This is a genomic window from Arthrobacter humicola (assembly GCF_039531445.1).
Classification (GTDB): Bacteria; Actinomycetota; Actinomycetes; order Actinomycetales; family Micrococcaceae; genus Arthrobacter; species Arthrobacter humicola.
The window spans coordinates 505,553-522,991 of record NZ_BAAAQB010000041.1; the positions used below are offsets into that span (position 1 = coordinate 505,553).

At 65.7% G+C, this 17,439-nt stretch carries 14 protein-coding genes and 1 pseudogene; 11 read left to right on the forward strand and 4 right to left on the reverse strand.

What is annotated here, in order from left to right:
• Positions 1 to 2 precede the first annotated feature (2 nt).
• A complete protein-coding gene (locus ABD243_RS18900) occupies positions 3 to 959 on the forward strand; it encodes an MBL fold metallo-hydrolase (protein WP_344367895.1) in 957 nt (318 codons plus the stop codon).
• Positions 952 to 2,691 (forward strand): CocE/NonD family hydrolase, encoded by a 1,740-nt coding sequence (locus ABD243_RS18905; RefSeq protein WP_344367896.1) that lies wholly within the window; start codon positions 952 to 954, stop codon positions 2,689 to 2,691. Before ABD243_RS18900 ends, ABD243_RS18905 begins: the two co-directional genes overlap by 8 nt.
• A 27-nt stretch (positions 2,692 to 2,718) precedes the next feature.
• Here ABD243_RS18905 and ABD243_RS18910 read toward each other — a convergent pair whose 3' ends face one another.
• Entirely contained in the window at positions 2,719 to 3,306 is a 588-nt protein-coding gene (locus ABD243_RS18910; RefSeq protein ID WP_116765877.1) for a TetR/AcrR family transcriptional regulator, read from the reverse strand.
• 267 nt (positions 3,307 to 3,573) lie between these two features.
• Between ABD243_RS18910 and ABD243_RS18915 the strand changes: the two genes are divergently transcribed.
• The 7 genes from ABD243_RS18915 to ABD243_RS18945 all read left to right on the forward strand — a co-directional run bounded on the left by ABD243_RS18915 (position 3,574) and on the right by ABD243_RS18945 (position 11,588).
• The gene (locus tag ABD243_RS18915; protein ID WP_344367898.1) at positions 3,574 to 5,244 is read left to right on the forward strand and encodes an MFS transporter; all 1,671 of its coding nucleotides are present in this window, start codon (positions 3,574 to 3,576) and stop codon (positions 5,242 to 5,244) included.
• 163 nt (positions 5,245 to 5,407) lie between these two features.
• Entirely contained in the window at positions 5,408 to 6,127 is a 720-nt protein-coding gene (locus ABD243_RS18920; RefSeq protein WP_344367899.1) for a TetR/AcrR family transcriptional regulator, read from the forward strand.
• A gap of 128 nt (positions 6,128 to 6,255) precedes the next feature.
• Positions 6,256 to 7,512, forward strand: a complete 1,257-nt coding sequence (locus ABD243_RS18925; RefSeq protein WP_344367900.1) for an acyl-CoA dehydrogenase family protein — start codon at positions 6,256 to 6,258, stop codon at positions 7,510 to 7,512.
• Positions 7,513 to 7,587: 75 nt separating this feature from the next.
• Positions 7,588 to 8,784 carry an acetyl-CoA C-acetyltransferase gene (locus ABD243_RS18930; RefSeq protein ID WP_344367901.1) on the forward strand — a complete coding sequence of 399 codons (1,197 nt, stop codon included), beginning with the start codon at positions 7,588 to 7,590 and terminating at the stop codon, positions 8,782 to 8,784.
• On the forward strand, positions 8,781 to 10,370 hold the full coding sequence (locus ABD243_RS18935; RefSeq protein ID WP_344367902.1) for a long-chain-fatty-acid--CoA ligase: 1,590 nt from the start codon (positions 8,781 to 8,783) through the stop codon (positions 10,368 to 10,370). The genes ABD243_RS18930 and ABD243_RS18935 overlap by 4 nt, the downstream gene beginning before the upstream one ends.
• Positions 10,371 to 10,454: 84 nt before the next feature.
• On the forward strand, positions 10,455 to 11,393 hold the full coding sequence (locus ABD243_RS18940) for an alpha/beta hydrolase (protein WP_344367903.1): 939 nt from the start codon (positions 10,455 to 10,457) through the stop codon (positions 11,391 to 11,393).
• 9 nt (positions 11,394 to 11,402) lie between these two features.
• Complete coding sequence (locus ABD243_RS18945; protein ID WP_344367904.1) at positions 11,403 to 11,588, forward strand: DUF7800 domain-containing protein; 186 nt, start codon at positions 11,403 to 11,405, stop codon at positions 11,586 to 11,588.
• Between the two features lie 379 nt (positions 11,589 to 11,967).
• Here ABD243_RS18945 and ABD243_RS18950 read toward each other — a convergent pair whose 3' ends face one another.
• Complete coding sequence (locus tag ABD243_RS18950; RefSeq protein WP_344368091.1) at positions 11,968 to 13,242, reverse strand: MFS transporter; 1,275 nt, start codon at positions 13,240 to 13,242, stop codon at positions 11,968 to 11,970.
• Between the two features lie 110 nt (positions 13,243 to 13,352).
• Here ABD243_RS18950 and ABD243_RS18955 point away from each other — a divergent pair.
• Together ABD243_RS18955 and ABD243_RS18960 are read left to right on the forward strand one after the other, a co-directional pair.
• A pseudogene (locus ABD243_RS18955) lies at positions 13,353 to 13,439 on the forward strand (TetR family transcriptional regulator); the annotation flags it as partial.
• A 21-nt stretch (positions 13,440 to 13,460) separates the two neighbouring features.
• Positions 13,461 to 13,859 carry a TetR-like C-terminal domain-containing protein gene (locus tag ABD243_RS18960; protein ID WP_344368092.1) on the forward strand — a complete coding sequence of 133 codons (399 nt, stop codon included), beginning with the start codon at positions 13,461 to 13,463 and terminating at the stop codon, positions 13,857 to 13,859.
• Positions 13,860 to 14,198: 339 nt separating this feature from the next.
• Here the strand turns inward: ABD243_RS18960 and ABD243_RS18965 are convergent, their stop codons facing one another.
• Both ABD243_RS18965 and ABD243_RS18970 read right to left on the reverse strand, forming a co-directional pair.
• The gene (locus ABD243_RS18965) at positions 14,199 to 16,133 is read right to left on the reverse strand and encodes a primary-amine oxidase (protein ID WP_344367906.1); all 1,935 of its coding nucleotides are present in this window, start codon (positions 16,131 to 16,133) and stop codon (positions 14,199 to 14,201) included.
• Entirely contained in the window at positions 16,126 to 17,364 is a 1,239-nt protein-coding gene (locus ABD243_RS18970) for a saccharopine dehydrogenase family protein (RefSeq protein ID WP_344367908.1), read from the reverse strand. Before ABD243_RS18970 ends, ABD243_RS18965 begins: the two co-directional genes overlap by 8 nt.
• Between the last annotated feature and the right edge of the window lie 75 nt (positions 17,365 to 17,439).

A 17,439-nucleotide genomic window follows, 5' to 3' on the forward strand; every position in this document is an offset into this window, starting at 1 on the left:
CAGTGGCTGTCCATCCTATGGTCTCCCCATGGGGCCGGTTCGGTCTCTACAGCTTCTACGTCGACGCCCCGGAGCCCGCCATCATCGACACAGGGATCGCGTCCTCGCCCGCCGAGGGCATGGTGCCGGCCTTGGCGGCAATCGGCCGCCGGATCGAGGACGTCCGCTGGATTCTGCTGACCCACGGACACATCGACCACATCGGCGGCGCGTACGCTCTGTGGGAGCTCACCGGCCGGCGCGCGCAGGTGGTGATCCACGAGGCCGATGCACCGTTGTTGCGCTCGCGCCGGGCCCACGTGGACGAATACCTTTCCGGACGGGCGCAGTATCTGAACGACCCCGACGGCGAGGCGAAACTGACCGAGGCCACGAACGCGGTCATCTCCGGCGAGATGGAGCCGACGATGGTGGTGCGCGGCGGTGAGACCATCTCCCTTGGCGGTGACGTCACCGTCTCGGTCCACTCGATTCCAGGCCACACTCCCGGGTCGGTGGCCTATGTCATCGACGGACAAAACGACGTGTTCGTCGGCGACGCCGTACAGGTCCACGGTGCGGCCAACGGATTCCCCGGATTCGTGGACCCGGCCGGCTACCGCTCAAGCCTGCAGTACCTCAGCGATGAGATCCGTCCGCGCCACCTCTACCTCGGGCACCCGTATCGCCGCGCGGATGGCACACCCTTCGGCGTGGAGCTCGACGCCGGGCAGGCCCGGGAGGCGCTTCAAGGGAGCCTGGAGATCGAGGCCCGCGTCAATAATGCGGCCTGCGGCTGCCTGGCTGCCGGACTGCAGGATACGGACTCGCCGTACTCACCCTTCGCCCGCGTAGCCGAGGACCTTGGTTACGCCGGGGACCCCACCCTGGAGCCGTCCCCGTTCTTCACGACGCTCCACGGCTACCGCACGGCGTCGGACCATTTGACCGAAGATGAGGAGACAAGCACTCATGGATGACTTCCAGTTACTGAACGCCGGCGGGGGGAAGATTGCCGTTCGCAAAGACCTCCGGGTCCCGATGCGCGACGGCGTCGAGCTCGCCGCGGACGCATACCAGGGCACCGACGACAAGCCTCGTCCGGCGCTGGTGGCACTGAGCCCGTACGGCAAGGAACTGCAGGCGCTGGCACTCACCACGCCCCCACAGCGGCGCCCCAGCCCGATGTGGGACGGCTGCATCGAGGCCGGCGACATTGCCCGCATCGTCAAGGAGGACTACGTCCACGTCATCGGTGACCTGCGCGGCTCCGGCCACTCCGGCGGTGAGCACATCGGCAACTACAACGCCGGCGGCGTCTCGCTCGGCCAGGACGCGTACGACTTCATCGAGTGGGTCGCGGAGCAGCCGTGGTGCGACGGCAACGTCGGCATGGTGGGCATCTCCTACTTCGGCTCCATGCAGGTGCTCGCCGCCGCCGAGCGCCCGCCGCACCTCAAGGCGATCTTCGTCTCCGGCGGCCACTACGACTTCTACGAGACCACCTACCACGGTGGCATCATGTGGTTCATGCCCCGTGCTGCCCGCGAGGGCCGCGGCGGCGATTCCGGCTGGGCGTTCACCGACAACGTCAAGTCCCGCATGATCGAGAAGTACTCCCCCGAGGAGCTGAAGAAGCTTGTCCAGAAGCGCCTGCAGGACCCGGACGTCGCCGCCTGGCCGAACCTGGTCCACGTCCTGAACTACCCGAAGAACCACGAAGCCTGGTTCGACATCGTCATGAACGAGCTGGACGGGGACTGGTATGAGGAGCGCAACCCGATCACGCTGGCCCCGAACATCGACATCCCGGTGTGGCTGCAGCTGGACCAGGGCCGCGGCTGGACCCTGGACGGCACCATCGAGCTTTTCAACGAGCTGAAGGGCCCGAAGAAGCTCGAGATCGGTCCCTACCCGCCGATGCAGTCGCGCCCGTTCATCGAGGAACACGACAAGATGTTCCGCTGGTACGACTACTGGATCAAGGGCATCGACAACGGCGTCATGGACGAGCCCGCCGTGAGTGTCTTCGTGGAGGGCTCCCGCGAGGTGGTGACCGCGGACCAGTGGCCGCCGAAGGACATCGAGTACACGTCCCTGTATTTGCGCGCGCGCCACAAGCTGTCCAGGGAGCCGGAGTCGATGGGTACGGAGTACGCGGCCCCGGACGGTTTCTACCAGGCGCCGCTGACGGTGACGGACAAGGTGGAGATCCTGAGCTGGAGCACGGAGCCGTTCGAGGCGGACACGGAGCTGATCGGCACCGGTGCCGCGCACATCTTCGCGGAGATCGACCAGCCGGACACCAACTTCATCCTGCGCCTGTGGGACTACGCCCCCAACGGCAAACGCCAGCTGATCACCAGCGGCTTCCTCAAGGCCTCGCACCGCGAGCTCGACGGGCGGACCACCGAGGGCAACCCGTACCACCCGCACACCCGCTCCGTTCCCGTGGAACCGGGAACGGTCGAGGAGTATGTGCTGCGCCTCTACCCGTTCGCGAACACGTTCAAACCCGGTCACAAGCTGACGGTGGAGCTCTCGAACGGCGAACCCCTGGCCGACGAGCACAATTCGCTGCTGCCGCCGGATGCCTTCCACCTGCCGGTGGGCCGGCCCGTGACCCATAAGATCTACCGGGACGCCGCCCACCAATCCAGGCTGGTGCTGCCGTTCACCACGGGCAAGGCGGCGGAGGACCGGGCGAGCTGACCCTACCGGTGATCTGGTGCTTCCTGCTCACTCAGCCAGCAGGAAGCACCAGTTCTGGACCATCAGCTCCAGCGAAGTATCGCGGTCCACCGTCCAGCCGAGCCGCATCCAGCGCCGGGAAAAGAACTCCAGTTCCCCGAAGGCCAGCGCACACCGCACCCGGCGGCTGATCGGGTCAAACCGCCCGGCCCGGTCAAGACCCGCCTGCATGTCATCGATCGCCGAGTCGAACCACTGATCAAGGGCCGTCTGGATATCCGGTTCGCTGGCCGCCGCCTGATGCGCCGCCACCACGTAAGGGCGGATCTCGGCCCACTGATCGAATTTCCGCGCAAGCCAGGTCCGGATCAGCTCACGGTCCCCGGATTCCACCACTGAATGCAGTGGCGGGACATCCGCCTCGGTCAGCATCTGATTGGAGCGCTCGACCAGCGACCGCATGAGCTGGCCCTTGGACGGAAAATGCGAGTAAAAAGTGGCCCTGGTGGTGCCTACGGCAGCGGCGATGTCATCCACCGTGGTGGCGGCATACCCCTTCTCCTCAAAAAGCTCCAGCCCCTTCTCGAGCAAGAGCCGGCGGGTCATCTGCTTCTGAGCTTCTCGAATGCTTGCCACTCCCCCAGAGTAATGCAAGAATCACCATGTAATTTTACTTGATACTTTGTATAGTCAATGCCTATGTTGTTACCGACATCACATCCGGGTGCCATCGCGACGACGCGAAAAGAGGACAACGTGCCTCGCTTCAGGGGGCCTTGATTCCGGCGGCACCACCCCCGCCATCGTGACCCCGCGCCGTCTCCCCGACCACTGACCGCCGTCGGACGCCTCGTTCTTCACCCCGCTCCACCCGATTGCTCGTATCAGACAAAGGAGTTTTCCATGAGCACTGATCCCAGAACCGTTCCACCCCAGACCTACCCGCCGCAGCAGGCACCGCCTGCGGCGCAGTCCCCTGCCGAAGCTGCCACCGATGCCGCCCAGTTGGCGCTTCCGCGGCTGCGGGTAAAAGGCACGCTGGCAACGGCCGCCGTCGCCGTGATGGTCGCGCAAATCGCCAACGCGCTTCCCGGCTCGCTCAACGGCGAGTTCCAGACGACCTTCAACGCCGCTGGGTCCCAGTTGACCCTGATCGCGGCAGCGTTCATGATTCCCGTCGTCGTATTCGAGCTGACCTTTGGCCTGTTGGGCGACAAGCTCGGCCACAAGAAGCTTGTCATGGGCGGCTCCCTGCTCATGGCGATCGGCTCACTGGTCTGCACCCTGGCTCCGACCGTTGAGGCGATGTGGATCGGTTCGGCCCTGAACGGCCTCGGCGCGGGAGCCATCTTCCCCGCCTCCCTCGCCCTCGTTGCCGCCGTCACTCACGATGCGCGGGCGCGAGCCAGGGGAATTGCCATGTGGGCGGGGTTCCTGTCCGTCGGTGCGGCGCTGTCACCGCTGCTCGGCGGCACCTTGGCCAGCTTCGGCTCCTGGCGGGGCGCCTACGGCACGGTTGCCGTCCTTAGCGTACTGACCGTGATCCTGGCGCTGCTGGTCGCGGCAGAGCACAAGGCGGCCCAGGGCCGCAAGCCGGACTGGTGGGGCCAGATCACCTTTGCCCTCGGCCTGATCCTTGTCCTCTTCGGCCTCGTCAAGGGCCCCGAAGACGGCTGGGGCGCCCCTCACGTCATCTTCTCGTTCGTCGCCGGCATCGCTCTGCTGCTCGCGTTCGTCCTCATTGAGACGCGCGTCGAATCGCCGCTGCTGGATCTGCGGCTGTTCCGCAACCGCGGCTTCACCATTTCCTCGATCGTCGCCGTCGTCGGGATGTTCGCGTTCCTCGGAAGCCTCTTCTCGCTGAGTATGTGGCTCGGCCCGGTCCAGCACCAGAACCCCATGAACATCGGCCTGCTGTTCATCCTGCTGCAGGGCCCGACGTTCGTGCTGGTTCCGCTGATCTCCCGCCTGCTCACCCGCGTCGCGGGCCGCTGGATGCTCACCGCGGGCTTCCTCCTGATGGCCGCCGGCGCGCTGATGGCCTCCGGCCTGGACGTCACGAACATGTCCATGACCCCGTTCATCGCCCCGGCCCTGCTGCTCGGCGTCGGCTTCGCCCTGACCCTAAGCCCGATGACCGCGATCGCCCTGAACACTGTCCCCCTGCACCTGGCCGGCATGGCCAGCGCCACCACCAACCTGCTCCGCGACCTCGGCTTCGCCCTCGGCCCGGTGCTGGCCGGCGCCGTGGCCCTGAGCACCGCCGGCGCCAGCCTGGGCGCCTCGCTGCAGACCTCCACGCTCCCCGCCGACCAGGCCGGTCCGGCCAACGCGATCTTCCAGGCCGGGGGCCCGATCGCGCTCAACAGCCTGCCGCCGGGAGCACCCGGCTCCGCAGCCCACGAGCTCGCCCTGCAGTCCCTGGGCAACGGCTTCTCCGATGCCTTCATCGTCTGCGCCATCGCGGCGGCCGCCGCGGCCCTGCTCACCCTCATCGGCCTGCACGGCGTCCGCGACACCCACCCCGCCGCCGAGGCCTTCGTGGACCCCCTGGTGGAATCCACCCAGCCCTGAACCGTTTGAGCCTTTGCAGTCCCCCCGGGCCCGCCTGCCATCGAAGCCCTCGATGACAGGCGGGCCCGCGGCGCGGGCCGAACCCTCACCGGCCGACCGGTCGGGTGGCCGCGCTGACGTCGCCCGTCGGGACGGGCCCCGTAGTTGTGCTAAATTTCGGCGCATGATCTCGCACCCGCCAAGCCACGATACCGACGGACCTACAGCCGCCGCCATCGGGCTGTTGGCGTCGAAAGGCTATGACGCAACGTCCGTTGACGAACTTGCGGACGCCGCGGGCATGAGCCGCAGCACCTTCTTCCGGAAGTTCGGATCAAAGGAGGACGTTGTTTTTGCGGACCACGAGCGGATCCTGGGGCAGGTGACCGAACGACTGGCGGAATCGATGCAGGAACCGCTCGCAGCAATCGAGGACGCGGCGCTGCTGGTCTTCAACCACCACGTACGGAACCCGGAAACGTCACGAGCCCGGTATGAGCTGATGCAGACCGTGCCGGCCCTACGGGACCGGGAGCTGGTCACCTCCCACCGGTACGAGAGGGCGTTCCTGCTGCACCTGCTGGATAAGATCCCCGACGGCGAGCACCGTGAATACAAAGCTGTTGCCTTCGCCGCAGCCGCGGTCGCCGTGCACAACGCCTTCCTCCGGCGATGGCTCCGCACAACAGCAACTGCCCCGGAAACCGCAGCGGCAGACGGGGAGAGATCAACTGCGCTTGCGAACGAACTCCGGGCTCTCTCCGGGATCTTCCGGCCGGCGTTGTACGGCCCGCCAGCGCCGGTTCCGGCATCCCAGGCGTCCCCCGCCGTTGTAGTCACCGTGCTGACGGCGGGCGCAGACAACGACGCGATCGTGCAGGCGGTCCGCGACGCCCTGTCCTGACGTTGACACGCATCGTCTGAAACTGAGTTCCTTGACGTGGAACTGCGTTTCAATGCATCCTTAGTCGACGTGGTGTGAGCCACGGCACGTGGGCGCCCAGGCCCCGACGCGAGACAGAGGACGAACAGATGACGACGACGTCACCCGCTACCGGGTTCACCGCCGCAGAGCCGGCGGGCCAATTTCCCGTCGGCACCATAGAACCGGACTATGTCCTGACCCAAGCACTGGGCACCGACCCAGCGGCCGTATTTGCCGATATCAGCGGCGCCGATCGCGGCTACTGGGAACGCGCCCGTCACTTCGTCCAGGACGAGGTCCTTCCCGCCATTGACGGCTACTGGGAGCGTGCCGATTACCCGATGCACCTGGTCAGCCGCCTCGGCGAACTGGACCTGCTGCGCGACGGAGTTCAGGTGGACGGTTTCGCGCCGATGAGCCGGATGGCGGCCGGGCTGGTGACCATGGAAATCAGCCGCGGCGACGGCTCCGTGGCAACCATGATCGCGGTGCAGGGCGGTCTTGCCCTGCGGTCCATCGCGGAGTGCGGGTCGGCCGAGCAGAAGAAGCGATGGCTTCCGGGGATCGCCGGCGGCAGGGAATTCGCCGCGTTCGCGCTGACGGAACCCACCCACGGCTCGGACGCCGTGGGCCTGGAATCCACGGCCACCAGGACGGCGGGCGGGTTCCTTCTCAACGGCGAGAAGAAATGGATCGGCAACGGCTCCGTCGGCGGAGTGAGCGTCGTTTGGGCCCGCGGCGACGACGGCCAGGTTCACGGCTATCTGGTCCCGCAGGACTCCCCCGGATACACCGCCACAACAATCGAAGGCAAGCTCGCCTTGCGGGCCATCTGGCAGGCCCACATCCGGCTGGAAAACGTCTTTGTCCCCCACGAGAACGTGCTGCCGGGGGCACGGTCCTTCAAAGACACGGCACGGGTCCTGCTGGCCACACGGCTGGGCGTCGCGTGGTCCGCCGTCGGGCATGCCACCGCATGCTACGAAACCGCGGTCCAATATGCCAAGCAGCGTCAGCAGTTCGGCCGGCCACTGGCCGCCTCGCAGATCGTGCAGGAACGGCTGGCCCGGATGCTCAGCGAACTGGCCACGATGCAGCTGATGGTGGTTCAGATGAGCCGCCTCGACGAAGAAGGGGCACTCACCCCCGAACAGGCATCACTTGCCAAATACACGTGCACGCGCACCGCCCGGTCCATAGCCTCCAATGCCCGGGATCTCCTCGGCGGCAACGGCATCCTGCTGGCAAACCGCGTCGCCCGGCACCTCGCCGACATCGAGGCCATCCACACCTACGAAGGCACCGAAACGATGCAGGCCCTCATCATCGCGCGCGGGATCACCGGCATCTCCGCCTTCGCCTGACCCACCGGCCTTGAGCCGCCTGCCTTAGCCACTTGCCTGGCCCACACTGTGCCTGCCACCCCGAAAGGACTCTTCTTGAACCAAAACGCCCACATCCCTGTCATCCTCGGCGGCGCCCGGACCCCCTTCGGCCGCTTCCGCGGCGGCCTCACGGCTTTCTCCTCAAGCGAGCTGGGCGCCCACGCCATCCGCGCCGCGCTGGACCGCACCGGCGTCGCCCCCGAGCAGATCGACGCCGTCATCGTCGGCCAGGTGATCCAGGCCGGAGCAGGCCAAGGCCCCGCACGCCAGGCCAGCCTGGCCGCAGGGATCGGCTGGGATGTGCCCACCGTGACGGTGAACAAGCTGTGCCTCTCCGGGCTGACAGCCGTGATCGACGCGGCTCGAATGATCCGCGCCGGTGAGGCAGACTTCATCGTTGCTGCCGGTCAGGAATCCATGACGAACGCACCCCACCTGGTGCCCGGTCTCCGGGCCGGCGTCGTCATCGGGGACGCTCCTATGCTCGACTCGCTAAACCGCGACGGGCTGCAGGATCCGGTGAGCGGCTTGCTGATGGGCGAGGCCACCGACGCGGGAAACGCCGAGCGCGGCATCACCCGGGCCGAGCAGGACGCTGTCGCAGCCCGGTCCCATCAGCGGGCCGAAGCGGCGCGCGCCGCCGGCCTATACGCCGACGAGATCGCCCCGATCGACGTCCCCCAGCGCAAAGGGCCAGCACTGACGCTCCGGCACGATGAGGGTATCCGCCCCGAGACCACCGCCGAATCCCTGGCGCAACTCCGTCCGGCCTTTTCGAAAGCCGCAACGGCAACCATCACCGCAGGATCCTCGTCGCCGCTCTCCGACGGCGCCGCGGCCCTGGTGATCGCGAGCAAGGCGGCAGCCGAAGCTGCAGGGCTCGAGTGGATCGCCGAAATCGGTGCCCACGGCCAGACAGCGGGACCGGACGGATCCCTGCACTCCCAGCCCGCCCGCGCAATAGAACGCGCCCTCAAGAGCGAGGGCCTGACGGCACAGGAACTTGATCTGGTCGAGATCAACGAGGCCTTCGCGTCCGTGCTCCTCCAATCCGCCAAGGACCTCGGCATCGAGCCGGACGCTGTCAACGCCGAGGGAGGCGCCATCGCTCTCGGGCACCCGGTGGGGGCCTCGGGCGCGCGCCTGGTCCTGCATCAGGCGCTGGCCCTGAAGCGCCGCGGCGGAGGCATCGGCGTCGTCGCCCTCTGCGGCGGCGGCGGCCAGGGCGACGCCCTGATCCTCAAGGCATGACCATCACAACGAAGAAGCAGGCCATGAAAACCACCAACCACGACGACGGCTTTGGAACCATCTCCGTCGCAGCCATCCTGGCCGAATCCGCACGCAGGACGCCGGACAGCATCGCCCTGATCGTCGGCGAGGACGAGACCAGCTACGCCAGCCTCTGGCGTGAGACCCGCGCCTACGCCGGGGCGCTGCGCGCCCGGGGCATCGGCCCCGGAGACGCCGTCGCCGTCTTGATCCCCAACGTCCCGGACTTCGCCCGGGTGTATTACGCAATCCTGGCCCTCGGCGCCGTCGTCGTTCCGGTGCACGCGCTGCTCAAAGCACGCGAAATCGAATACGTGCTCCAGGACAGCGGCGCCAGGATGTTGATCTGCGCCGCATCCCTGCTGAAGGAAGGCGCTGCGGGCGCCGCCACCACCGGAACCGACCTCCTGACCGTGATGGCGCCCGACGACGACGGCCTGCCGCGGCTCGAGGACGAGGCCGCCGCGTCCCGGCCAATCGACAGCTACGTCCCGTGCCGGCCCTCCGACACCGCCACGATCCTCTACACCTCCGGCACCACCGGCAAGCCAAAGGGCGCCCTCGGCACGCATTTCGCCCTGGTGGAACAGACCAGTGTCCTGCTGACCAGTGTCATGGACTTCAAGCCCGGCGACGTCCTCTTCGGCGGACTGCCGCTGTTCCACACGTTCGGCCAGACCGTCGTTCTCAACACGGGACTGCGCGCGGGCGCCACTGTGGTCATGATGCCCCGCTTCAGCGGCGATGGCGCCCTGAACCTGATGGCACGGCACAAGGTGAACATTTTCGTCGGTGTGCCGACCATGTATGTGGCGCTCCTTGAAGCGGCCAAGACGGTCGACGTCCGTCCGGCCGCCCTGCGCTACGGCATCTCCGGCGGTGCATCCCTCCCGCTGGCAGTCATGGACAAGTTCCGCGACGTCTTCGGCGTGGAGATCCACGAAGGCTACGGACTGACCGAGACGTCTCCCGTCGCCGCATTCAACCACGTCGGCACAGCGCCCCGGCCCGGCACCATCGGCGTCCCGATTTGGGGCGTCGACATCGAAATTGCCCGCGCCGAAACGGTCGAAAGCATCGAACTGCTGCCCTGCGGCGAACTTGGCGAGCTCGTCATCCGCGGACACCTCCTGATGAAGGGCTACCTCAACCGGCCGGAGGCCACCGCCGAGGCGATCGTCGACGGCTGGTTCCGCACCGGGGACCTTGGCACGAAGGACGACGACGGCTACCTGAGAATCGTTGACCGCAAGAAGGACATGATTATCCGCAACGGCTACAACGTGTACCCCCGCGAGGTGGAGGAAATCCTCCTCACCCACCCGGAAGTCGTCAGCGCCGCCGTCTACGGCATTCCGCACGACGTCCACGGCCAGGAAATTGCCGCCGCGATCGTGCTCGACGCCGGAGCCACGGCCACCGAGGCAGACCTGATGGAATTCGCGAGCGCCCAACTCGCCGCGTACAAGTATCCCCGCGTCGTCAGGCTGCTCGAGGAGCTCCCCCTCGGGCCCAGCGGAAAGATCCTCAAGCGCAACCTGGCGGCCGAGTCCGTCGGGCCCTAAAGGTCATCCCCCGTCGGCGGCGGCCATGTCTATGAGATCCGCCGACTCCACCGGCATTCCGCTCCTCAGATAAGGAACCGACTCATGGCTGAGACCAGCCGCAAGGACTACAGCACCATCGACGTTCCCGTGCGCGGCGGCCTTCTCCACGCCGCCGTCTGGGGAGAAGAGAATCCCGCGGCGCCGACCATCCTCGCCGTGCACGGAGTGACATCCTCGCACATGCAGTGGACGGTCCTGGCGGATGCCCTCCCCGGCGTCCGGATCATCGCGCCGGACCTGCGGGGCCGAGGGCGCAGCAACGCGCTGCCCGGACCGTTCGGCATGGCGGCCCACGCCCAGGATCTGGCGGCTCTCCTAGATGCCGTCTCCGCCGGCCCCATTGTGGTCCTCGGGCACTCCATGGGCGCCTTCGCCGCGCAAGTCTTTGCCCACGCCTATCCGCAATGGGTGAGCTCGCTCGTGCTGGTGGACGGCGGACTTCCGCTTCCGCTGCCGCCCGGAGTCAGTGTGGACCAGGCGATTGATGAGATTCTCGGACCTGCGGCGGCCCGTCTGTCGATGAGCTTCCCGGACCACGAAACGTACCTGGAATTCTGGCGCCGTCACCCAGCCTTTGCCGACGACTGGAACGACGCCGTCGAAGCCTACGCGCGGTACGACTTGCTCGGCGAGGCTCCGTACTTTCGTCCCGCGACCACCGTCGATGCAATGACCGAGGACTCGAGGGATCTCCTGGCCGGCGACTCAGTCCGGCATGCCCTTCAGGATCTGAACCACCCCGCCGTGCTACTGTGGGCGCCTCGCGGGCTCCTCGACGAATCCCCCGGCCTTTACACCCACGAATCCGTTGACGCCTGGGCCGGCAGCCACCGGTCACTGCGGACCGAAGTGGTACCCGGGGTCAACCACTACACAATCGTTATGGGAAGCTCAGGCGCGGCCCGGGTGGCCGCCGCGGTCAAGGAGGCGCTGGACGCCGGCCGGACCGGCACGGCAGGCCGGTACCCGCCAGGTGACTAACCCGCCGCGTTGACGACGCAGGGTCTGGTGTTTCCGCCGGGCCATGGCCGCACCCGGGCCAAGACCCGAACTGCTGCCCGCATCTCCCTCTGCGCGGGCGGCAGGGAGTGGTTTGCCAAGACGTTCGCAGTGCACGGCCACCACTACGCCTTGGCGGAGGTGGACGGACTCGAGCCCGGAACGGTCACGTCCTAAGCCCTGGACGTCAACGGAACGCGGGTCCGGCCCGATCCCTCATCCGGGTTCCCGCCCTCGAGGATCGCGACCAGATGCAGGAGTTCATCCGCGGCCGACGCGACATCAAAGCACCCCGGGCGAGGAGATCAGGGACTACGAGGAATACGCTCACCTGTAGTTTCTGGCCTGGTCGGACCCCGCGACTCGGTGGCTCTTGTCCACCCTTTCTCAGCGCCATGATGTTCGATGACCACGACATCCGCGACGACTGGAATACCTCGCTGAGCTGGAAGACGAAAATGGAGGCCACATCCTGGTGGCACCTAGGATTGCCGGGCCGGCCGAGCGGCGCGGACAGCGGCATGCAGCGTGAACCCCCTGTGGAGACGATGAGCATCTACGCCGGCTGCGGTCCGGCGTTCGACGTGCCGGTCGGGGCGTTGGCCGCATCGGCGTGGTGGCGCTGCCGGCGGCTCGCCAGCAGGAAGGGCACCGCGATCAACTCGATCGCGCCGCCGATCGCGAGCGAGGCCGGGTAGCCGTACACATCAGCCGCACGGCCGAGCAGCGGCTGCACCACCACGCCACCGCTGGAGCCCATGAGCGAGTCGAAGCTGAGCACTGTTGCCCGTTGCCTTGAGGCGATCATGTCGTTAAGGTACGCCTGCCGCACCGGGATGCCCGCCGAGGAAATCAGGGCCCAAATCGCCAAGAGCACCAAAGCCACCCAGAATACGCGGGTGAACCCGAGCGCGGCCAGGATCATTGCGTCCAGGATGCTGCTCAGAATCAACACCGTTGTGCGCTTTCCCACGAGACGGCGGACGCGGGGCGCCAACCAGCCGCCGAGCACCTGTGCTCCGGCCACGATTGCTGCCGCAAGGCCCGCCACCGAATACGCGTGAGGGTCCCCGAACAGCTCAAGCAGGTACGGCTGCAGGGCGTAAAACACGTAGATTCCGACGCCGGCGCTGAAGGGTGCGGCCAGCATCACGTAGCGTACGGGCGGATTTTTCAGGCCGTTCTCGATCGAGGCCGACAGTACGGCACGGGTCGCCTTAACCGGATGGGTGGAGCGTTCGGGGGTGAATCCGACGTCGCGCATGAGCCCAAAGGCGACGACGAACATGGCCAACAGTACGCCGACGCGCAGCAGAAACGGTACTCCCAGATTGGTGGCCTGTGCGATCACGCCGCCGGCCACCGAGCCGACGAGCATCGCGACGCCGGAGACCATCTGCCCCCGCCCGAGCACCGACTCCATCCCGCCTTCATACCCGGAGAATCGCAAGGCGTCGACGAGCCAGGCTTCGACCGCACCGGAGAAGAAGGTGAAGCCCAGGCCGAGCAGGACCGACACCACGGCCCACGACCAGAACGGGGCGGACAACTGCCATAGCAGGTAGTAAAGGTACGTGGATCCGGCCAGGGTCACGGTGCCCAGCAGAAACGACACGCGGCGCCCCCAACCGTCGGCAACCACCCCGGTGGGCACCTCGAACAGCACCATGCCGGCGGTGAAGAAGGCGTTCGCGGCAAACGCCTCGAAATTGCTGAGCCCGGCATCCAACAGGAAGAGGGTGTTGATCCCCCAAATGAACGAGGCCGCAAGGGTATTACCCAGCGTCAACGTGAGAAAGATGCGCTGGATCTTTCGGGCGGCGGCGGTCATCCCGTCGCCGCCCGCGCCAGGGCGAACGGGAAGCACGAGGCCATTCTCGTCCCCCACGCCGGTGCGCGCCAGATGGCCCGTCACGCCAGGGATACCGGGAGGTCGGATTCGGCAACCTGACGGTCGAAGGCGTGGCGGCCCGGACGGGAGTAGCGAAGACAACGATCTACCGCCGTTACCGGTCCAAGACCGATCTTGCCCTGGCGGTCCTGCTGGACATGGTGGGTGACGTGAGCACCCAGTCGTATGTCGAGGATACGGGCACCGAACTGACGCAGCTGGTCGACCGGACCGTCATGCTCATGTGCACCTCCGTGATGGGGCGGATCATGAAAGGCCTGGTTTCGGAAGTCGCCGCCGATCCCGAGCTCGCTCAGGTCTACCGGGAACGTGTGGTCAGACACCGGCTGACGGACGTGAGCGCCCTTGTGGAACGCAGGATCGCCCGAGGAGAACTCAGGGCCGATCTCGACCCCGAAATAGTCACCGACCTACTGCTCGGCATCTACTACCGGTTCTTCCTCAGCGGCTCCCCCATGGACAAGGGTTTCGGAAAGCGGCTCGTCACCACTCTGCTTCCCGCTTTCGCGGCCCAACCGGGAAGTTACCCCGAGTAGCCTCAGCGCCCGCGCGTCGCGCGTTTGGCACGTGAGCGTAAAAGCGCGCAGAAACGGAGGCCACGCCGGCCAACACGCTCATCCCCAGTGCGGCCAGCGGCCCTCCGCTCAGCGAACAAGGTGACCGAGATCCGGGATGCCCTCCCGGCATTGAGCGAGGCGGCGGCGGAAGACCTGCTGCTGACAATCGTCACGCTATGCCACGCCTGGGTCTCGAGCCCCAACGTGGCCCTCGTGATCACCGGAACACCGGAACACCGTACGAGGAACGCAGGCGCGCGGCCATCATGCGCACCTGCGAACTGCTCGCCCAACACGCTGCCGGCGCAGGATAGCGCCCTAAACGTCCAGCGACGGGTTCCGGTCGAAGAAGCCCACCGGCTTGAGCCAGAACGCCACAGTGTCGACGGGCATTACTGGCCATTCTTCGGGTCGGGTGATGTGGTGGATGCCGAAGACGTACCACAGGACGACGTCCGTGTCTTCCACCGAGCGGCCCTGTCGCACCCATTCGGGCATCCCCAGCCCGGCTCCTCCTTGGTTCACGAACTCGCCGGCCGGCCACCGTTCCTTGGCATCGTTCGGTGTCACCCATACCGTGTGCCCCACGACCTCCGCGCGCTGGAAGACCGGGGATGCCGGGTCGAAGAATGAGGGGAACGCTGCGCCGGGCACGAGCTTGTAGGACACCGGAGTCCCAAGGCCGTTAAGCGAATTGTCGTTCGTGACCGTCCAGGAGCGCTGGGTCTCCCAGCAATAGTCGTCGTGTCCCTCGGTCGTGATGGGAGTTTTTTTCTGATGCAGGGCGAGCCCGTATGGATTATCCGGACCCATGGGGATCATCTCGGTTTCCGAGCGGTAAACAGTATTGGCCCTACCGTCGATGTCGAGGTCGAGCCGGGCCACCAGGAAGTGCTGGTGGAACGGGGCGTAGGTCCGGTTGTCCACGAGCGTTCCGCACGGACGGTCTTCGCCCTCGCTGAAATAGGAGACCACCATGATTCCAGTGGCTCTCACCTCGCACTCGATGTTCCCGTCCTGATAGAAGCGCCAGTAGACCAGATACTCGTAGTTGGCCACGGTGACATGGAAAGAAACCACGAGTCGACGCATGCGGCGCACCTCCATGCCGCCATCGTGGTCGATGTGCTTCCACAACACCGCCGCGTCCTCTTCGTGGATGCAAATCGCGTTCTTGATGGTGTAGGGCTCCCCAGCCGAATTGTGCATGACCGCATCCAAATACCGGATTTCCCCGAGGCAGTCGCAGCCCAGTTCCAGCGATGTCGTCATAAACCCCAAACCCCATTCGCCGACGTCGAACGCCGTCCGACGGTAATGGTCCTCACCGGGGTCGCGGTAGGGAACCGCCATTTCGGCGAAGGACAGGCGGTTCGCGATCGGCCGCTCGCGGCCATAGTCGCGGTAGCTGACACGATGAATGGTTAGGCCTTCGCGATAGTTGAAGCCGATTCGCATGGACCAGTTCTGCCACCTGATCCTGTTGCCGTCGAGACTGAAAGAGGCGCCCTCGGGCTGCATGATTTCCAGCGGTTTCAGCGGTTCGCGGGTGCTTGCGTTGCGGAGCCGCTCCGGGATCAGCGCGGGGACATATTCACCCATGATCTCCGGCGGGTCGACCACGAAAGTGTCCTCGATGTCGAGAAGCTCCATCGAGGCCAAGTCAATGACGCAGTGGAAGCCGTTGACAGGTCCTGCGTACGGGTTGGCTCCGGGACGCGCCCGGACCCAGGTGTCGGACCAGCCAATCCGGCGTCCTTGGTACTTTTCCGGGATCATTGTTTGGCCGTAGGTCCATACGTCCATGAAGACCAGCGACAGATCGGTGATGCCGCGTTTGGCAAGCGCAGCGATCACCCGCGGGTGGCGGCGGAGTGCCTCGTCAGCTTCTTCCCACTCGTCGACGGTCATGTTCGCCTGTACGCCGGGAATATGGGTGAAGGAGATCACGTCCCCGCGAGTTAGCGAGAGGCGCGCCTGATAGGTCATGTTTGACGACCGTTCGAAGCAGTTCACGCCGACGATCCGATCGGGAGTGGCCCCGGCGGCATCGGCTTCGAAGGCGTCGATGGCGGTCTTGTCCGGTTCGATCAGCTCTATGGCTGCCAGCCGCCAGGCCGGGAATGTCACACCCTGTGTGCTGGCGAGCAACTCTGCCGCAGCACGGAACTCCTCCGCGCTGAGCGGATCCAGTGGATGAAACGGGGCTGCAGTCGTCACGACGATCTCCTTCGGCAGTTGTTGTTCAGGCACGATCTTCCTCCCGGATGCGCCACGGCGAACCGTATCCTTCCGGCTCGGGGGCGGCCATCAAATCCAGGAATGGTTTGGAGGGGAAAGCTTCGGGTCCAAGTACGCCTGCCCCGGTCCAGGTCCCGCCCGCAAGTAGCTCGAGTGCAATGATCGGATTTATGGCCGTTTGCCAAACAACGCATTGGCTGCCGTAGTTTTCCATCGTCCACGCATTGTCAACCACGTGGTAAAGGTAGGTACTGCGTGGGCGGCCCTCCTTATCGTTGCCTCGCACGAGGACTCCGGCACAGGTCTTGCCCTTGATTTTGGGTCCAAGAGTGGCCGGGTCGGGCAGGCACGCGGCGACAACGTCCCTAGGGCTGACCAACGAACCTTTAACGTTCACCGGTTCGGTGGAGTCGAGACCCAGTTTGTGAAGAACCCGGAGAACGTCGATAAACTCGTTTCCGAGGCCATATTTGAAATTCACGGCTTTGGCTTCGATCCATCGTGGCATGAGAACGACTTCTTCGTGCTCCACATTGACGCATTCGACTTGCCCAATGCCCTCAGGAAAGTCGAACAATTCGGGATCGCTAAAGGGTTCCGTGGTAGTCCAGCCATGCTCGGATGAGTAGACAACCGGCGGATTAAGGCACTCCTCAATCGTAGTCCAAATCGAGAATGACGGGGCAAAGTCATAGCCTTCAACCACCAGGTTGGCCCCGTCCCGGACTGCCAATTCATCAATCCGGGAGAACAGGAATTCTTGGGCGTAGGCGGCGAAAACATCCGATAGTCCAGGTTCGACACCCATGCCGACCAAAGCGAGACGGCCAGCGGCTTCCCATTCGCCAGACCGTTCAAATTGGAGATCACCGAGTTTCACGCCGGGGAGCTGATATGGCATCTCGGGGTGGGGAGCAGACAGCGACATAGCCATATCGAGGTATGTGGCACCGGCCTCCGCGGTGCCTTCAAAGATCGGCATCACAAAGCGGGGATCAACGGCATTGAGGACGTGCGTGATGCGGTGCCGGCGGATGGCATCAGCAACGGCCCCTTTGTTGGACGCATCCAAGGCAACCGCCTCAAAGCGTTGCCGTAGTTCAGGAGGAACGGACTTTACTGCGGACTCCGCCCGCGCAAGATCGTAGTCCGCGACAACAAATACTTCGAAAAAGCTCCGGCGCGCCACGATGCCGGCCGCGGCTCCGCCCACACCGCCGGCGCCTATGCATAGAATCCTCATTGATGTCCTTCCGGTTGTTGGGCTCCGGACTTCCGAATCTTCGGCGTTACCGCAGACGGGATCGCCAGGTGCGAA